This is a genomic window from Roseibium album, from assembly GCF_965233825.1.
In the GTDB taxonomy this organism is placed as follows: domain Bacteria; phylum Pseudomonadota; class Alphaproteobacteria; order Rhizobiales; family Stappiaceae; genus Roseibium; species Roseibium album.
This window is the reverse complement of the sequence record NZ_OZ247583.1, coordinates 1771914-1787389: the sequence shown is the minus strand read 5'-3', so window position 1 is coordinate 1787389 and position 15476 is coordinate 1771914. Positions and strand designations below refer to the sequence as shown.

Annotated in this window: 13 protein-coding genes; 3 read left to right on the top strand and 10 right to left on the bottom strand. The window is 56.5% G+C overall.

The window, feature by feature from the left end; translation table 11 throughout:
- Positions 1 to 14 precede the first annotated feature (14 nt).
- The 4 genes from ACO6TI_RS08330 to ACO6TI_RS08315 all read right to left on the bottom strand — a co-directional run bounded on the left by ACO6TI_RS08330 (position 15) and on the right by ACO6TI_RS08315 (position 6024).
- A complete protein-coding gene (locus ACO6TI_RS08330; protein ID WP_196898694.1) occupies positions 15 to 1907 on the bottom strand; it encodes an extracellular solute-binding protein in 1893 nt (630 codons plus the stop codon).
- Positions 1904 to 3784 (bottom strand): extracellular solute-binding protein, encoded by a 1881-nt coding sequence (locus tag ACO6TI_RS08325; protein WP_422385303.1) that lies wholly within the window; start codon positions 3782 to 3784, stop codon positions 1904 to 1906. Before ACO6TI_RS08325 ends, ACO6TI_RS08330 begins: the two co-directional genes overlap by 4 nt.
- A 114-nt stretch (positions 3785 to 3898) precedes the next feature.
- Entirely contained in the window at positions 3899 to 5284 is a 1386-nt protein-coding gene (locus ACO6TI_RS08320; RefSeq protein WP_209003454.1) for a diguanylate cyclase, read from the bottom strand.
- Between the two features lie 188 nt (positions 5285 to 5472).
- The gene (locus ACO6TI_RS08315; RefSeq protein ID WP_104701378.1) at positions 5473 to 6024 is read right to left on the bottom strand and encodes a c-type cytochrome; all 552 of its coding nucleotides are present in this window, start codon (positions 6022 to 6024) and stop codon (positions 5473 to 5475) included.
- Positions 6025 to 6210: 186 nt separating this feature from the next.
- On the opposite strand from ACO6TI_RS08315, the gene ACO6TI_RS08310 reads away from it, so the two are divergent.
- The 3 genes from ACO6TI_RS08310 to ACO6TI_RS08300 are packed head-to-tail and all read left to right on the top strand — an operon-like array spanning position 6211 to position 8911.
- A complete protein-coding gene (locus ACO6TI_RS08310) occupies positions 6211 to 6957 on the top strand; it encodes a 3-deoxy-manno-octulosonate cytidylyltransferase (protein WP_104701377.1) in 747 nt (248 codons plus the stop codon).
- Between the two features lie 29 nt (positions 6958 to 6986).
- Positions 6987 to 7877, top strand: coding sequence for a prephenate dehydratase (locus ACO6TI_RS08305; protein WP_104701826.1), 891 nt, complete (start codon positions 6987 to 6989; stop codon positions 7875 to 7877).
- 32 nt (positions 7878 to 7909) lie between these two features.
- Positions 7910 to 8911 carry an adenosine kinase gene (locus ACO6TI_RS08300; RefSeq protein WP_055119160.1) on the top strand — a complete coding sequence of 334 codons (1002 nt, stop codon included), beginning with the start codon at positions 7910 to 7912 and terminating at the stop codon, positions 8909 to 8911.
- A 53-nt stretch (positions 8912 to 8964) separates the two neighbouring features.
- Here the strand turns inward: ACO6TI_RS08300 and ACO6TI_RS08295 are convergent, their stop codons facing one another.
- The 6 genes from ACO6TI_RS08295 to rbfA form a co-directional block, all read right to left on the bottom strand.
- On the bottom strand, positions 8965 to 9585 hold the full coding sequence (locus ACO6TI_RS08295) for a 2,3-bisphosphoglycerate-dependent phosphoglycerate mutase (protein ID WP_055119157.1): 621 nt from the start codon (positions 9583 to 9585) through the stop codon (positions 8965 to 8967).
- Between the two features lie 22 nt (positions 9586 to 9607).
- Positions 9608 to 10420: a 4-hydroxy-tetrahydrodipicolinate reductase gene (dapB, locus tag ACO6TI_RS08290; protein ID WP_422384739.1), complete on the bottom strand. Its 813-nt coding sequence runs from the start codon at positions 10418 to 10420 to the stop codon at positions 9608 to 9610.
- A gap of 191 nt (positions 10421 to 10611) precedes the next feature.
- Positions 10612 to 12741, bottom strand: coding sequence for a polyribonucleotide nucleotidyltransferase (pnp, locus tag ACO6TI_RS08285; RefSeq protein ID WP_104701825.1), 2130 nt, complete (start codon positions 12739 to 12741; stop codon positions 10612 to 10614).
- 329 nt (positions 12742 to 13070) lie between these two features.
- Positions 13071 to 13340, bottom strand: a complete 270-nt coding sequence (gene rpsO, locus ACO6TI_RS08280; RefSeq protein ID WP_055119153.1) for a 30S ribosomal protein S15 — start codon at positions 13338 to 13340, stop codon at positions 13071 to 13073.
- 540 nt (positions 13341 to 13880) lie between these two features.
- Entirely contained in the window at positions 13881 to 14825 is a 945-nt protein-coding gene (gene truB, locus ACO6TI_RS08275) for a tRNA pseudouridine(55) synthase TruB (protein WP_422384738.1), read from the bottom strand.
- Positions 14826 to 15046: 221 nt separating this feature from the next.
- Positions 15047 to 15460 (bottom strand): 30S ribosome-binding factor RbfA, encoded by a 414-nt coding sequence (gene rbfA / locus ACO6TI_RS08270; protein WP_055119731.1) that lies wholly within the window; start codon positions 15458 to 15460, stop codon positions 15047 to 15049.
- Positions 15461 to 15476: the final 16 nt, after the last annotated feature.

Below are 15476 nucleotides of genomic sequence, written 5' to 3'. Positions count from 1 at the left end.
GTCATCCTGGCAGATTAACCGGCTTTGCCGAGTTTTTCCGCTTTTTCCTGATCTATCCACCACAGATCTTCTACGGGAAAATCGTAGCGTGGCGGCTCGGCGGGATATCCGAACATATCCCACAAGGCGACCGTGTGGATCGGTTTGGTCCATTGCGGCACCCAGTAGTGTCCGGATCTGAGCACGCGATCGAGCGCTCTGGCCGCAACGTTCATGTCCTCGCGCGTCTGCGCTTCGAGCGCCTTGTCCAGAAGCGCGTCGATCACCGGATCGGAGATCCCGGCAATGTTACTGGTTCCCGGTATCTTCGCCGCTTCCGATCCCCAAAATGTCCTGATCGACTCCGACAGCGTCGGTGTCAGCGAATACCGGCGCGAACAGATGTCGAAATCGTAGTCGTTCAGGCGAGACTGGTATTGGGCCGCATCAACGAGCCGGAACGTAGCCTTGATCCCCAGTCTTTCGAGGTTCTTGATGTATGGCAGTATGATGCGTTCGAATGACGGCGAGTTGTTCAGGAACTCGATGGTCAACTGGGTGCCGTCAGGTCCGATCAACTCACCGCCCTGCCGTTCAAAGCCCGCCTGCTTGAACAACCTGCCGGCTTCGCGCAGCAGGCTTCGGTCACTTCCCGAACCGTTGCTGACCGGCTGAATGTAGGGCTCGCCGAAAACGCTTTCAGGGAGCTGATCGCGAAATGGATCCAAGAGCTTCAGCTCTTGCGGTCCAGGCATTCCTTCCGCCTTCATCTCGGAATTTTCAAAGAATGACTGGGTCCGCTGATAGACACCAAAGAACAGGTTCTTGTTCGACCACTCGAAATCGAAAGCGTAGCTGAGCGCTCGCCGGACATCCGGATCCTTGAATTTTTCGCGCCGCGTGTTGATGAACCATCCTTGTGCACCGGAGGGGCGACCGTCGGGAAACTCCCGTTTGACGACGCGGCCTTCCTCAAAAGCAGGGAAGTTGTATTCGGATGCCCAGATCTTCGAAAAGAACTCTTCTCGGTAGTTCATCTCGCCTTTCTTGAAGGCTTCGAAGGACACCTGGCGATCGCGGTAGAAATCTATGCGGACGATGTCGAAATTCTTCTGGCCCTTCAGGACCGGCAGGTCGTTGCCCCAATAGTCGGGAAAGCGCTGATACTCGACATAGCGGCCGACAGCGTGTTTGCCGACCTTGTAGGCGCCTGAAGACAGCGGAGCCGTCAGGGTACTCTGGCTGAAGTCGTAACGCGTATAATATCTCTTGGAGAATATGGGCAAGGCAGCCACGAAAAGCGGCATCTGGCGCGACTGATTTCCGGTGAAATGAACTGCCACACGGTGCTCGTCCAGAACCTCTGTATCCTGAAGCTCCTGAATGTTCTGACTGATCTGGGGATGCCCGTCTCCCTTCAGCAACATCAGCGAAAACGCGACATCCTCGGCGGTCAGCTTGGAGCCATCATGAAATCTGGCTTCAGGCCGCAGGTTGAATATGTAGGTGTTTCCGTCTTCGGAAATCTCGACGGTTTCGGCGACCAGTCCGTACATTGCGTCCGGCTCGTCGAACGCGCGCACCATGAGTGTGTCGAAACACAGTTCCATGCGCGGCGGCGCATCGCCTTTGAGGATAAAGGAATTGAAGGTGTTGTAGGTCAGAGGATTCTGATTGTAGCCCCATGACGGCGCCGTAAAGATGAATTTTCCACCTTGCGGGGCTTCCGGGTTGGCATAGTCGAAATGGGTGAAATCCGGACCGTATTTCAGATCACCGAACACGGAGAGACCGTGACGGGCCTGACCGGTCTCGGTTCCGGATGCCAGCCGGGTCACACCCGGCACGAACGGGACGGAGACGGCAACGGCGGCAGCTCCGGTCAGTTTCAGGAGTTGTCGGCGCGAGGGCGTAGACGTGTTGCTCATCTGGCTGCTCCCGTCTTGTCGGCCAACGCCTGATCGTACCACCATATTGCCGGGAACCCTGTGCTGAATTCCGGCATTTCCTCCGGGTGCGCGAAGCGATTCCAGCGGGCTGTCCTGGTTTCGTCCGTATAGAACTGAGGTACCAGATAGTGGTTCCACAGGAGCACCCGGTCCAATGCATGGGTCGCTGCCACAAGCGTTTCACGATCCTCGGCAAAGATGATCTTGTCGATCAGATGATCCACCGCCGGGTTCTTGATACCCATGCGGTTTGCCGAACTCGGAATATCGGCTGCTTCCGATCCCCAGTACTCACGCTGCTCGTTGCCGGGCGACAGCGACTGTCTGATTGCAAGTGTCGTGGCATCGAAATCCCGGCTGCGAATGCGGTTGATGAATTGCGACGGATCGACAATGCGCAGGATCGGCTTCACCCCGATCGCTTCCAGGTTCTTGGCGTAAGGCAACAACGTGCGCTCGGCTCCCTTGTCGCGATAGAGAAACTCGATGCTTAGCTGTTCACCTGTCGCCGGATCGATCATCTTGCGATCTTTCAGCTCGTACCCGGCCTTGCGGAACAGATTGACGGCCTCACGCAGATTGGTTCTGACCTTGCGCGGATCGCCGCCAACAGGGTTCCTGAACTCCTCGGTAAAGACTTCAGGCGGAACCTGGTCCCTGACTTCCTCGAGAATTTCCAGCTCCTTGCCCTCAGGCAATCCTGAAGAGGCAAGTTCCGTTCCGGAAAAATAGGAATTGATTCGCTTCAGAAGGTTTGCAGAGACGATCTTGTTTGTGGTTTCGAAATCGTATGCATAGTTCAGTGCCCGGCGAACGTCCGGATCTCGAAATTTGTCGCGGCGCAGGTTCAGAAAGAAGCCCTGCATGACACCGGAGGATTTGTCCGGAAAAACTTCCTTGACCACCCGGCCATCCTCGATCGCAGGAAAGCTGTAGCGTTTTGCCCATTGGCTGGAACTGCGCTCGACATGATAGTCGTACTGATCGCCCTTGAAGGCTTCAAACTGAACAGAATCGTCGAGAAAAACGATATAGCGAAGCTCGTCGAAGTTGCCGGTTCCGACCCTGATTGGCAGATCCTTGCCCCAATAGTCCTCGACCCGTTCATAGGTCACGCTTCTGTTCGGCGAAAACCCCTTGATCCGGTACTGGCCCGACCCCAGCGGCACTTCCAGCGTTCCCTTGGAGATGTCGCGTTTTTCGCCTTTTTCGTTGGTCCCTTCCCACCAGTGCCTTGGCAGGACAATGAGTTGCCCCATTATTTTTGGCAGTTCGCGATTGCCGGCTGTATCGAACGTGAACCTGACAACACTGTCACCAACAGGTTCGGCACTTGTCACGTTTTTATAGTAATATTTTCTTTGCGGATCGAGTTCTGTCGACTTTTTGAAAGACCAGATCACGTCCTCGACCTTCACCGGCTCGCCATCGTGCCATTTGGCCTCTGGGTTGAGCCGATATTCCACCCAGGAATAGTCGTCCGGAAACCTGACGGCATCTGCAAGCGCGCCGTATTGGGCGCTGATGTCATCTTCATCCAGAGAGGGCTCCATGAGGCTCTCGTAAATATTCTGGATGCCGGGAGCGATATTTCCCTTGGGTGGAATGATGTTAAACGTGTCAAACCCGCCTCGTCTGGCAAGGCGCACCGACCCAGCCTTGGGTGCTTCGGGGTTGACGTAGTCGAAATGTGGAACGTCGGCTGCGTATTTGGGAGTACCGTTCAGGGCCGATGCATGATGCCATTCAGGCTCTTCCGCTTTTGCCGGCAAAGCGGCCAGGGCCGTGACAGATAAAACACCCGCGAAAACTGCTATTGCAGCCGTCGCTTTCCATGCGCGCCGTCCAATCACTATCGGTTTCTCCGTGCCATTCCATCTCACTGCCCCCAAATTTATAGGGCCGCTTTGAGACCAGTGTAGGGACCGGTCGGTCAAACGTCACGTGCTGGTTTCCATTATGACAGAAATTTAACCGGCTTGGGGAACGCCGTCTTCGCGAATGTCAGCTGATGCCTGCTTGGATTTGGCCTTCTGAGCATACATGCGTCCGTCTGCTACACGCAGCAGATCCTCGACTGTCATCGCGTCCTTTGGAAAGCTGGCACTTCCGATGCTCGCCCTGACGTCAATGAAGGTCCCCGAGAACTCGAAATCCTTCGAAACGCGCTCCGACAAGCGTGTCACAAAAGCCTCCCTTTCAAGCCGCCGCATGCTCCCGGGGGTCAGGACGATAAATTCATCACCGCCAACTCTTGCAACGGTATCATATTGCCGTGTCTGGCTCTGCAACCGGTCACCGACCGCTATCAGGAGCTGATCACCAACCGAGTGGCCATAGTTGTCGTTGACCGGCTTGAAAGCATCCAGGTCCACGTAAAATATCTCGAATCCGACACCGGATCGCTCACACATGGCCGCAAGTTGATACATGCGCTCTTCGAGAAGGCGCCTGTTGGCAAGTCCTGTCAGCGGATCATGCAGTGCCATTGATCTGACCTTGTAGATTTCACTGATCAGAAGGAATGCCATTACACCGAATATCAACGAGATCAGACTGCCGACAAACTGTGTGATCCAGACCTGCTTGCCCGTACTCGACCAGCCTTCCTTCGGGTAGCCCAGAAGTTTCCAGTTCAGTCCTCCGGGCAGAAACAGCGGCAGTGAAACAAAATCCGTTCCTTCGGGCGGCAGATTTCCGAACAGAACCTTTGAGGCCGCGTCACCTGCGTCCCCATCAACGATGGACAAGCTGGTTCCGTTTACCACCGCATTGATGCCCGAGGCCTGCATCAGCGTTTCTTCGTCGAGAGCGAGCGTGGCAACACCCCAATAGCTGCGATCCTTCAGAGGCTGGTCCGCAAATGCCGCGGGATAGACCGGTATCCGTATCAGGAGCGCGCGGCCGCCCTGCACAAGCTGCAACGGGCCGCTGATTACGGTTTCTCTTGAATTCATGGCCCGTTCGACTGCGGGCCACTGCGAAGCGTTCGACCGGTAATCCAGGCCAAGCGCTGCCTGGTTCGGCTCCATCGGGTATACAGCCCGGACAATATTGTCCGGAGCCAGCCCAATCGACCTGATCGCGGGATTTTCCGCGAACAGTTCATTGGCGATATTCTGATAGTCAGCGGGTACAAAAGGCCTGTCATTGAACTCTGCAAGGAAAGCCCTGAACCCCAGGCCATGCGCAACAATTCGGCTGATTTCACCTTCCAGCCGCGCTCGCGCCTCGGACAATTCGGTCCTGACGGTCTGCTTGTGCTGGGAAACAAGTTCGTTGCGAACCAGAAGACCGACATGTGCAGTGACGGCGATGCCTGTCAGAAAACAAATAATCGCTACAACGGAGGCCACCCAGGCTCCATTGGACGTGAATGCAAATTTTCCCGTCAGCCGTCTGCCCATATGGCCCCTGTCCGACGTCAGCCGAGACGTCACCCTACTACGGAACCCGAACTTCGTTAAATTTTCTTATAATCCAAACAAAAAGCCGGGCTATTCACCCGGCTTTCCAGATTATTCGCAGGCATTCAACCGGCTTGCTATTCCGCCGGCAGCGGCTTCGGCGCGCCTGATTGCTCTCTGAGATAGGCAATCATGTTGGCACGGTCTTCAGGTTTGCGAAGTCCGGCAAAACCCATCGACGTGCCATTTATGTACTTTTTCGGCGCTGCCAGAAAGTTGTCCAGGGACTCGTATGTCCATTCGGCATTTTCATCACCGTAAGCGGTCATGGCCGAGGAATAACGGAAACCCTCGTGGCCACCAGGCTTGCGACCCACGATGTCCCAAAGGGCCGGACCGACCTTGTTGGCGCCGCCATCATCAAACGTGTGACATGCGGTGCATTTCTTTGCAACGTTCGCACCGTCCGTGGCGGACGCAGCGATCAAGCGCTCTGAAATCGGCACGACGTCAGGTTCTGCTTCCACAGTCGACGTTGCATCCGGTGAAGACTCCAGCACGATCTCGTAGCCCGGCTTGCCGGGGATCGTCGGGTGAAAGATGATGTCGGATACGATCCCAACACCCATTGTCAGAATAAGAACCATCAGAACCGCACCAGCGGCCTTGTTCAGCGTGAAGGAATCCATTCTCTCCGGCTCCAAGCTCATACGCGCCCGGGCCCGCAGCCATGGCAACGGACCCTATCAGCTTCTATAAAGTCGCCGGAACCTACAAATTTTTTGACCTTGCTGTCCATAGCTTTAAAAGGACAACAGATACGACAAACGGACGCGGCAGGTCTTTTTCACACGAAATACAGTCTGACCGGCCAAATGGAGACCCGATTGACTTCAGCACTGGTGATAATTCCAGCACGACTTGCAGCTTCGCGCCTGCCACGGAAAATTCTTGCCGACATCTGCGGAAAACCAATGATCGTGCGCGTTCTCGAGCAAGCGCAACAATCCGATATCGGCCCGGTAGCGGTTGCCTGCGATGACAAGGAGATCGCAGATGCCGTCATGGATCATGGTGGCCGGGCTGTCATGACCAGAGCCGATCACGTTTCAGGTTCTGACCGTATTCAGGAGGCTGCCGACCTTCTGGATCCGGAAAACCGCTTCGACGTCATCCTGAATGTGCAGGGTGATGTGCCGCTCATCGAGCCGAATGCGATTCGCGCCGCCTTCGTCCCGCTGGCAATACCGGACGTCTCGATTGGCACGATAATGACCGAAATTACCGATCCGAGGTTCCGGCAGGACCCCAGTTTCGTGAAGGCCGTCACGACACCCAACGGTCAAGGACAACACAAGGCGCTCTATTTCACGCGCACAACGGCGCCGGGCGGCGACGGTCCACTCTTCCAGCACATCGGGATCTACGCCTATCGCAGAACCGCGCTCGACCGTTTCGTGAAACTTGCCCCGTCGCCACTCGAGCTTCGCGAGAAGCTGGAACAGTTGCGCGCTCTTGAAGCGGGCATGCGGATTGACGTGTCAGTCATTGACAGCGCCCCCATGGATGTGAACACACCTGAAGACCTGGAACGTGCCCGTGCGGCCTACCAGACCCTATGAACCAGATTGCCGAAAATGCGAACAGATCGATGACAGACAGAAAGAGAATTGTATTTCAGGGAGAAACCGGGGCCAATTCCCACATGGCCTGCCGCAGCGTTTACCCCGACTATGAGGCGATCCCCTGTGCCACCTTCGAAGACTGCTTTTCCTCGATGGCGGACGGTTCGGCAGATCTTGCCATGATTCCGATCGAAAACTCGGTTGCCGGTCGCGTTGCCGATATTCACCACCTTCTCCCCAAGTCTAATCTGCACATTATCGGCGAATATTTCATGCCGATTCGCTTTCAGCTCATGGCGACCAGGGGAACGAACCTGGAAACGCTTGAAAAAGTCCAGAGCCACATCCACGCACTCGGACAGTGCCGGAACATCATTCGGGAACTTGGCCTGAAGGCCGTCGTCGGAGGTGATACGGCAGGATCTGCCCGCCAGGTCGCGGAACTCGACGATCCGACAGTGGCTGCGCTCGCCCCCGAAATGGCGGCGGAAATCTACGGCCTTGATATCTTGCGCAGGGACGTTGAGGACGCGGCTCACAACACGACCCGCTTCGTGATCCTGTCGCGTGAAAAGCTCGAAGCAGCACATAACGGTCAATCGGTCATCACGACATTCATCTTCCGAGTTCGCAACGTACCGGCTGCGCTCTACAAGGCACTCGGAGGATTTGCGACCAACGGCGTCAACATGACCAAGCTGGAATCCTACCAGCTGGAAGGACAGTTTTTCGCTTCCATGTTCTATGCCGACGTGGAAGGTCACCCCGAAGACCCTGCGGTGAGCCTTGCAATGGAAGAACTTGCCTTCTTCTGCGCCGAACTCAACGTTCTCGGCGTCTACCGTGCCAGTCCGTTCCGCGACAAGATCAAGGAACCGGAAGCCAATCGCGCCCTGCGACCCAATCCCCATTCCTGAGACTGCACCGGCAGTCGAAAACAGAGGTATTCATGACCGAAGTGAAATTTGATGCGCTATGCATCGGCAATGCTATCTGCGACGTGTTCGCCCATGTCGAGGAAGACTTCCTTGTCCGGGAAAACCTGGTCAAGGGCTCGATGCGCCTGATCGATACGGAAGAAGCCGTACGGCTTTTCGACAAGATGGGACAGACCGTGCGCATTTCCGGCGGGAGCGCCGGCAACACGGCCGCAGGCATTGCCTCTCTGGGCGGCAACCCCGCCTATTTCGGAAAGGTTGCTCAAGACGAACTCGGTGACAGCTACTCTCACGACATGAATGGCACGGGCGTTTATTTCAACACGCCCCGGTTGATCGACGGCAACCCGACCGCTCGCTCCATGATCCTGATCACGCCGGACGGCGAACGGACCATGAATACCTATCTTGGTGCCTGCGTCGAATTCGGCACGTCAGACGTCGACGAGACGGTCGTGGCGGCCTCCGCAGTTACCTATATGGAAGGATATCTGTGGGACCCGGAAGAAGCGAAGAAGGCATTCCTGAAAGCAGCTGACGTCGCCCATGCAAATGGCCGCAAGGTTGCAATCACACTTTCCGATTCATTTTGTGTCGACCGGTATCGAAGCGAATTCCAGGCGCTTCTGACAGACAAGGTCGTCGACCTGATGTTCGCAAACGAACACGAACTCAAGGCGCTCTACGAGACCGGGGATCTGGACACTGCGATTGCGGCGGCACGGGATTCGGGTGCCCTGACCGCGCTTACGCTCGGGGAAAACGGGGCAATGGCGTTTGACCGGAACGAAACAGTGAAAGTGTCCGCGCGGGAGGTCGACAATGTGGTGGACCTGACCGGAGCCGGCGACCTTTTCGCGTCCGGTTTCCTGTTCGGCCTTGCTCGGGACTACAAGCTCGGCGACGCTGCGGAACTCGGCTGCCTGTGTGCTGCAAACGTGATCAGCCATGTTGGCGCTCGGCCGGAAAAACCCCTGAAGAACGTTGCCGCCCAGGGTGGTTTCGAAGTCTGACACAAAAAAGGCGGTCGCAACGACCGCCTTTTTTCCAAATTTTCCAGTTCAGATCAGTCCGCCAGATCCTGGACACTCAGCACACCGCCATTTTCGTCAATGCGGTAGACGATCGGTGTTCCGGTTCCAAGTTCGCGCTTGAGAATTTCCTCGGGACTCAGGTTTTCCAGTTCCATGATCAGCGACCTCAGAGAATTGCCGTGGGCGGACACGAGCGTGCGTTTGCCCTCCAGCACTCTGGGAAGGATTTCAGACTTGTAGTAGGGCAGAACCCGTTCCGCGGTCATTTTCAGGCTTTCACCGCCCGGAGGCGGGACATCGTAGGACCGCCGCCAGATGTGAACTTGTTCCTCGCCGAACTCCTCGCGGGCCTGGTCCTTGTTCATGCCCGTCAGGTCACCGTAGTCGCGCTCGTTCAGAGCCTGGTCCTTGAGTGTTTCCAGACCGGTCTGGCCAAGTTCTTCCAGCATGATGTCCAGCGTTCTTTGTGCACGCGACAGAACGGACGTGAACGCAATATCGAATGTCAGCTTCAGGTCCCTGAGTTGCTGACCGGCCTTGTGGGCTTCAGTAACTCCCTGCTCCGTCAAACCAGGGTCTTTCCAGCCGGTGAAAAGGTTTTTCAAGTTCCATTCGCTCTGCCCGTGGCGGACAAGCACAAGAAGGCGCTCCATGCCTTTCTCCCTAAATTCACTGTTATGCATTGAGGCCGAGAACATCGGCCATCGAATAAAATCCGGGTTTCTGGTCAAATCCCCATAGCGCCGCCTTCACGGCACCGCGTGCAAACAACTGCCGGTCTTCCGAACGATGGGTCAATTCGATGCGCTCGCCTTCGCCGGCGAAGATGACGGAATGTTCGCCAATGACCGAACCGCCACGTAACGTCGCAAAGCCGATGTCCCCGGTCTTTCTCGGATCCATGATACCGTCGCGTGAGCGAACGGAATGAGACGAGAGGTCTATCCCGCGCCCGTCCGCTGCTGCCTGCCCCAGCAGGAGGGCCGTTCCCGACGGTGCATCGACCTTGTGTTTGTGATGCATTTCAAGGACTTCAATGTCAAAGTCGGAGTCCAGCGCAGCAGCGGCCTTGCGCACAAGGTTCGCAAGCAGATTCACGCCCAGGCTCATGTTGCCTGACTTGATGATGCGTGCATGCCGCGCTGCCGCCTTCAAAGGCTCGTCCTCGCCTTCAGACCAGCCTGTGGTGCCGATGACATGCACAATCCTTGCCTGGGCCGACAATTCGGCAAACCAGAGGCTCGCTTTGGGCGTGGTAAAATCCAGAACACCGTCCGAATGCGCGAAAGCCGCCAGCGGATCATCGGATATGGGAACACCGATATTGCCGACCCCGGCAAGTTCCCCGACGTCCTGACCCAGAAATTCAGAGCCTTCCCGCTCAACGCCTGCGACGACCTCGGCTCCTGCCATTTCCGTCACGGCCTGTGTCAGCGCGCGGCCCATCCGACCGCCTGCACCTACGACAACCAAGCGCATTTGCCTCATGCCAGTCCTCTTGTTCGACGTTTGCCAGCGGGTATAGCAGCTTCAACAACAGAGGCAAATGCGTGTTGTTCACCTGCATCTGAGACAGGGTCCGCAAGAAGCCGGTTGACCTGAATTTTTTCCAAAGGCAAGTCCAACAAAAAACGCGCGGGAGAAGCTCTCCCGCGCGTACTTTTTTATAGAATTGCCGCTTATTCGGCGGCGTTTTCCTTCGGAATTTCCTTGCCGGTTTCCTGGTCGACAACCTTCATGGAAAGGCGAACCTTGCCGCGCTCGTCGAAGCCCATGAGCTTGACCCAGACCTTGTCGCCTTCCTTGACAACATCGGTGACCTTGCCAACCTTCCGCGGGGCAAGCTGGGAAATGTGCACCAGGCCGTCCTTGGCCCCGAAGAAGTTGACGAATGCGCCGAAGTCAACGCACTTGACGACGGTGCCTTCATAGATCACACCCACTTCCGGCTCAGCCGCGATGGAGTTGATCCAGTTGACGGCTGCCTTGATAGCCTTGCCATCTGCAGACGCGATCTTCACGGTACCATCATCTTCGATATTGACCTTCGCACCGGTCTTTTCGACGATTTCACGAATGACTTTACCGCCGGAGCCGATGACTTCACGGATCTTGTCTACCGGGATCTTCATCATTTCGATGCGCGGTGCGTGTTCGCCGAGTTCCGAGCGGGCTTCCGTGATCGCCTTGGCCATTTCACCAAGAATATGGATACGGCCATCCTTGGCCTGACCCAGAGCGACTTTCATGATCTCTTCGGTGATACCGTCGATCTTGATGTCCATCTGGAGCGACGTGATACCGTCCTCGGTACCGGCCACCTTGAAGTCCATGTCGCCAAGGTGATCTTCATCACCAAGAATGTCGGAAAGAACCGCATAACGGTCGCCGTCCTTGATCAGGCCCATCGCAATACCGGCGACCGGCGCCTTGAGCGGCACACCGGCATCCATCAGTGCAAGAGAGGTGCCGCAAACGGTTGCCATCGACGAAGAACCGTTGGATTCGGTGATTTCCGAAACAACGCGAAGCGTATAAGGGAAATCGTGGTGCTGCGGCAGCATCGGATTAATCGCACGCCAGGCCAGTTTGCCGTGACCGATTTCACGGCGTCCCGGCGAACCCATACGACCGGTCTCTCCGACGGAATAGGGCGGGAAGTTGTAGTGCAGCATGAAATGGGACTTCACGGTGCCTTCGAGCAAATCGATGAATTGCTCGTCTTCGCCTGTCCCCAGCGTTGCGACCACAAGGCCCTGGGTCTCGCCACGGGTAAACAGGGAGGATCCATGCGCCCTGGGCAGGATACCGACTTCCGAAGAAATTGCACGGACCGTGGAAAGGTCGCGGCCATCGATACGCGTGCTGGTGTCGAGGATTGCGCCACGAACGATCTCTGCTTCCATCTTCTTGAACTGTTCGCCAAGAACTGTGGCCTCAGGTGCTTCACCCTCTGCAGCGTTCGTGATCAGTGCTTCAACTACCTTTGCCTTGGCAGCGTCTACCGCATTCTTGCGGTCGGTCTTTGATGTGATCTTGTAGGCTGCCGAGAGCTCTTCAGCTGCAAGCGACTTGACCTGTTCAAAGAGCGCTGAGTGATCCGGAATGGACAGTTCACGCGGTTCCTTGGCTGCGGTTTCGGCCAGCTTGATGATCGCATCGATGACGGTCTGGAAACCCTTGTGACCAAACATCACCGCGCCGAGCATGGTGTCTTCGTCCAGTTCACTGGCTTCCGATTCAACCATGAGAACAGCGTCATTGGTGCCGGCCACAACAAGGTCCAGAGCGCTTTCCGGCATGTCGTCCACAGGCGGGTTCAGAACGTACTCGCCGTCGATGAAGCCGACGCGCGCGCCGCCGATCGGACCCATGAAGGGAACGCCGGACAACGTCAGTGCGGCGGAAGCTGCAACCAATGCCAGGATGTCCGGTGCGTTTTCCATGTCATGAGACAAAACCGTGATCACGACCTGGGTGTCGTTCTTGTAGCCGTCTGCAAACAACGGGCGGATCGGGCGGTCGATCAGGCGGGAGGTGAGCGTTTCATGCTCCGACGGCCGGCCTTCGCGCTTGAAGTAGCCGCCCGGAATCTTGCCGGCGGCAAAGGCCTTTTCCTGATAGTTCACGGTCAGCGGAAAGAAATCCTGTCCTGCGCGCGGCGCCTTCGCGGAAACGACAGTCGCCAGTACCTTGGTTTCGCCATAGGTCGCCATAACGGCGCCGTCGGCTTGACGGGCAACCTTGCCTGTTTCGAGTATCAGCGGCCGTCCGCCCCACTCGACTTCCACACGATGAATATCAAACATCATCTGTCCTTACGTATTTGCCTGTCCAGTGCTGCTTTCGGTACAGCATCGCGAACAGACACATTCCCGGTCGGCCCCGGATGGGCCGGTTACCGGCGGACAGGTCACGGGCAAGACAACGGGCTGCTTTCAAAGTTCGAATCCGAAAGCGGCCGGCAATCCTGCCCCATGACTTGTCACGAAGCTTCTGTAGAGCGTTTGCGGTCGATTGGAAACGCGCTACTTTTCTTATGCATTTCCGAACCGCAAAACCGGCTTTCGGCTTTGCAGGAAACGCTGTGAATCAAAACGCGGCGGGAACATGCCCACCGCGCTTCGTTTTTCAGACCTTAGCGGCGGATGCCAAGACGCTCGATGAGCGACTTGTAACGTTCCTCGCTCTTGCCGCGCGTGTAGTCCAGAAGGGACCGGCGCTGCGCAACCATCTTCAGAAGGCCGCGACGGGAATGGTTGTCCTTGCCATGCCCTTTAAAATGTTCGGTCAGGTTGTTGATGCGCTCTGTCAGGATCGCTACCTGGACTTCCGGAGAGCCGGTATCGCCTTCCTTCGTCGCAAATTCCTTCATGAGCTCAGCTTTACGCTCTGCTGTAATCGACATCGCTCTTCCTTTCAAAGAGTGGTGGTCCGTTGACCGGACACGTTGAACCGCCGGAATTCCGGCCAGATCCGAATGTTTCCAGAGCCGAGATGTCGTTCAGCAAAGGATCCTTCCGGACGTATTGGACCTTAGTATCCAATGGCGGCGGTATATGGCAGAAAACACGGGGAAAAGCTAGGGAAATCTTTGAACAAAGTGACCAGAAGCATCTCATAGTCCTGGAACTGCGGTGGGGAAAATTATTCAGGCAATTCCGCCTCAATTTCGACCGGCGAAACTCCTGCGCACGCCTAAAGATCCGTCAGGCACATCTTCAATGGTTACCTGTCCACGCTCCTGATTGATTTGAACAGCGAACCTGTCGAATACAAACATCGAAACGTGATGCGCATTCTGTTTTGCGCTCCTGCAAGGCAGTCCGGCGATCACTGCGAATAGCGCCCGATTGTTCTTCAACAACTAGTGTCTCGCGCAATCTACCAATCATCGCAGCGATGTCCGAAACAAACCTGAGTATTCCTGGTGCTTCCGATTGCAACGCTACAAGTGAAACACACGCGTCGGCTGGAAGCGGCCCTTGTCGATCGAGCCGATCGCGACCGGAACATTCGCGTGGCTGGCAAAGGCGACGTCCGAATTCAACGGCGCCTCGCGGCCGCGCAACAGCACCGCCATACCCTTGCGGATTTTGGCCGCATCATCCAGCGAAACAGGTATTTCGACAAGCTCGTCCATGGCCTCGCGCACGGGCAAGACAAACTCATTCACCAGGGCGTCCACTCCGGCTCCCTCTTCCAGCTCCTCGGCCATCGCGAGAATTTCGTCAAGCTTGACGAGATCCTGTTCGCCAAACGGACCGACAAGGAGACGGCGAAGTTCGGTAACGTGGCCGCGTGTCCCCAGACGCTGCCCCAGATCACGCGCCAGTGCACGTACATAAGTTCCTTTGCCGCATTCTGCTTCGAACACTGCACGGTCCTCATCAGGGCAGTCGACAAGATCCAGCCGATGCACATCGATCGGGCGGGCCTCGAGCACGACCTCCGCACCGTCACGCGCAAGATCATAGGCGCGTTCACCGGCAATCTTGATCGCCGAAAACTTCGGCGGGACCTGCATGATCGTTCCGGTAAATTCGGCAAGTACAGCTGCGATGGCATCCGACCCCGGGCGAATTTCCGACGTCGCAATCACTTCACCTTCGGTGTCGTCCGTATCGGTCTCGGCACCCCAGGTCACTTCGAACCGGTAGACCTTGCGGCCATCCATAACGAACGGAACCGTCTTGGTTGCCTCTCCGAAAGCAACAGGCAGCAAGCCCGACGCGCGTGGATCGAGCGTACCCGCGTGACCGACTTTCTGCGGCGAGAAAACCCGCTTGAGCTTGCCGAGTGCTTCGTTCGACGTGATACCGAACGGCTTGTCCAGCGCCAGCCAGCCGTTGATGGGATTCTTTATTCTTTTGACTTGTTTCTGGCGTGCCATGTGTTCGCTTCAAAAACCGGTGAATTGTTCAGGCAGGCATGCCCGACTTGCGATTGTCATTCCCGTTGCCCGTTTGTCATCCCGGTTCGAACCTCGCGAGAGACCGGGGTCCAAAATCGCCTGTTTCAACAAGGTCAGAAAACCTACAGGCAGAAGGTGTTTACCGGATCTTGGCCTGCACAGGTATGCAACGCCGAACAGCTGCGGTCACATTCGACAAATCAGTCTTCGGCGATCTCGTCGCTTCCCAGATCCCGCGAAACCTCGGGCGAGTGCAGCAGCGTTCCGATACGATCGTCGTCATCAAAACGGGTGTCGAGTATGAAACGCAGGTCCGGCATGTATTTCATCGTCAGCCTGCGGGAAACCTGCCCGCGCAAATACTTGGCGCTCCGATTGAGTGCCTTTTCAACTTTTTCCGCGTTCTTGCCACCCAGCGGCATGACGAGACACGTCGCCACTCTCAGGTCGGGCGTCATGCGCACTTCCGGAATGGTGACGATTGCGCCTTCCAGATCCGGATCGGAGAATTCGCCGCGCGTCAGAATGTCGGACAGTTCCTTGCGCACCGTCTCGCCAACCTTGAGCTGGCGCTGAGACGGGCCACGGTTGTCCTGACCGTGATGTCTAGCCATTTTCTTTGTCCTGTTT

Excerpts from the sequence above, each read along its gene's own strand:
- rpsO (WP_055119153.1), bottom strand. The coding sequence starts at position 13,340 with ATGTCGATTACAGCAGAGCGTAAAGCTGAGCTCATGAAGGAATTTGCG.
- rbfA (WP_055119731.1), bottom strand. The coding sequence starts at position 15,460 with ATGGCTAGACATCACGGTCAGGACAACCGTGGCCCGTCTCAGCGCCAG.
- truB (WP_422384738.1), bottom strand. The coding sequence starts at position 14,825 with ATGGCACGCCAGAAACAAGTCAAAAGAATAAAGAATCCCATCAACGGC.
- pnp (WP_104701825.1), bottom strand. The coding sequence starts at position 12,741 with ATGTTTGATATTCATCGTGTGGAAGTCGAGTGGGGCGGACGGCCGCTG.
- ACO6TI_RS08305 (WP_104701826.1), top strand. The coding sequence starts at position 6,987 with ATGACAGACAGAAAGAGAATTGTATTTCAGGGAGAAACCGGGGCCAAT.
- ACO6TI_RS08300 (WP_055119160.1), top strand. The coding sequence starts at position 7,910 with ATGACCGAAGTGAAATTTGATGCGCTATGCATCGGCAATGCTATCTGC.
- ACO6TI_RS08315 (WP_104701378.1), bottom strand. The coding sequence starts at position 6,024 with ATGGATTCCTTCACGCTGAACAAGGCCGCTGGTGCGGTTCTGATGGTT.
- ACO6TI_RS08310 (WP_104701377.1), top strand. The coding sequence starts at position 6,211 with ATGGAGACCCGATTGACTTCAGCACTGGTGATAATTCCAGCACGACTT.
- ACO6TI_RS08295 (WP_055119157.1), bottom strand. The coding sequence starts at position 9,585 with ATGGAGCGCCTTCTTGTGCTTGTCCGCCACGGGCAGAGCGAATGGAAC.
- dapB (WP_422384739.1), bottom strand. The coding sequence starts at position 10,420 with ATGAGGCAAATGCGCTTGGTTGTCGTAGGTGCAGGCGGTCGGATGGGC.
- ACO6TI_RS08330 (WP_196898694.1), bottom strand. The coding sequence starts at position 1,907 with ATGAGCAACACGTCTACGCCCTCGCGCCGACAACTCCTGAAACTGACC.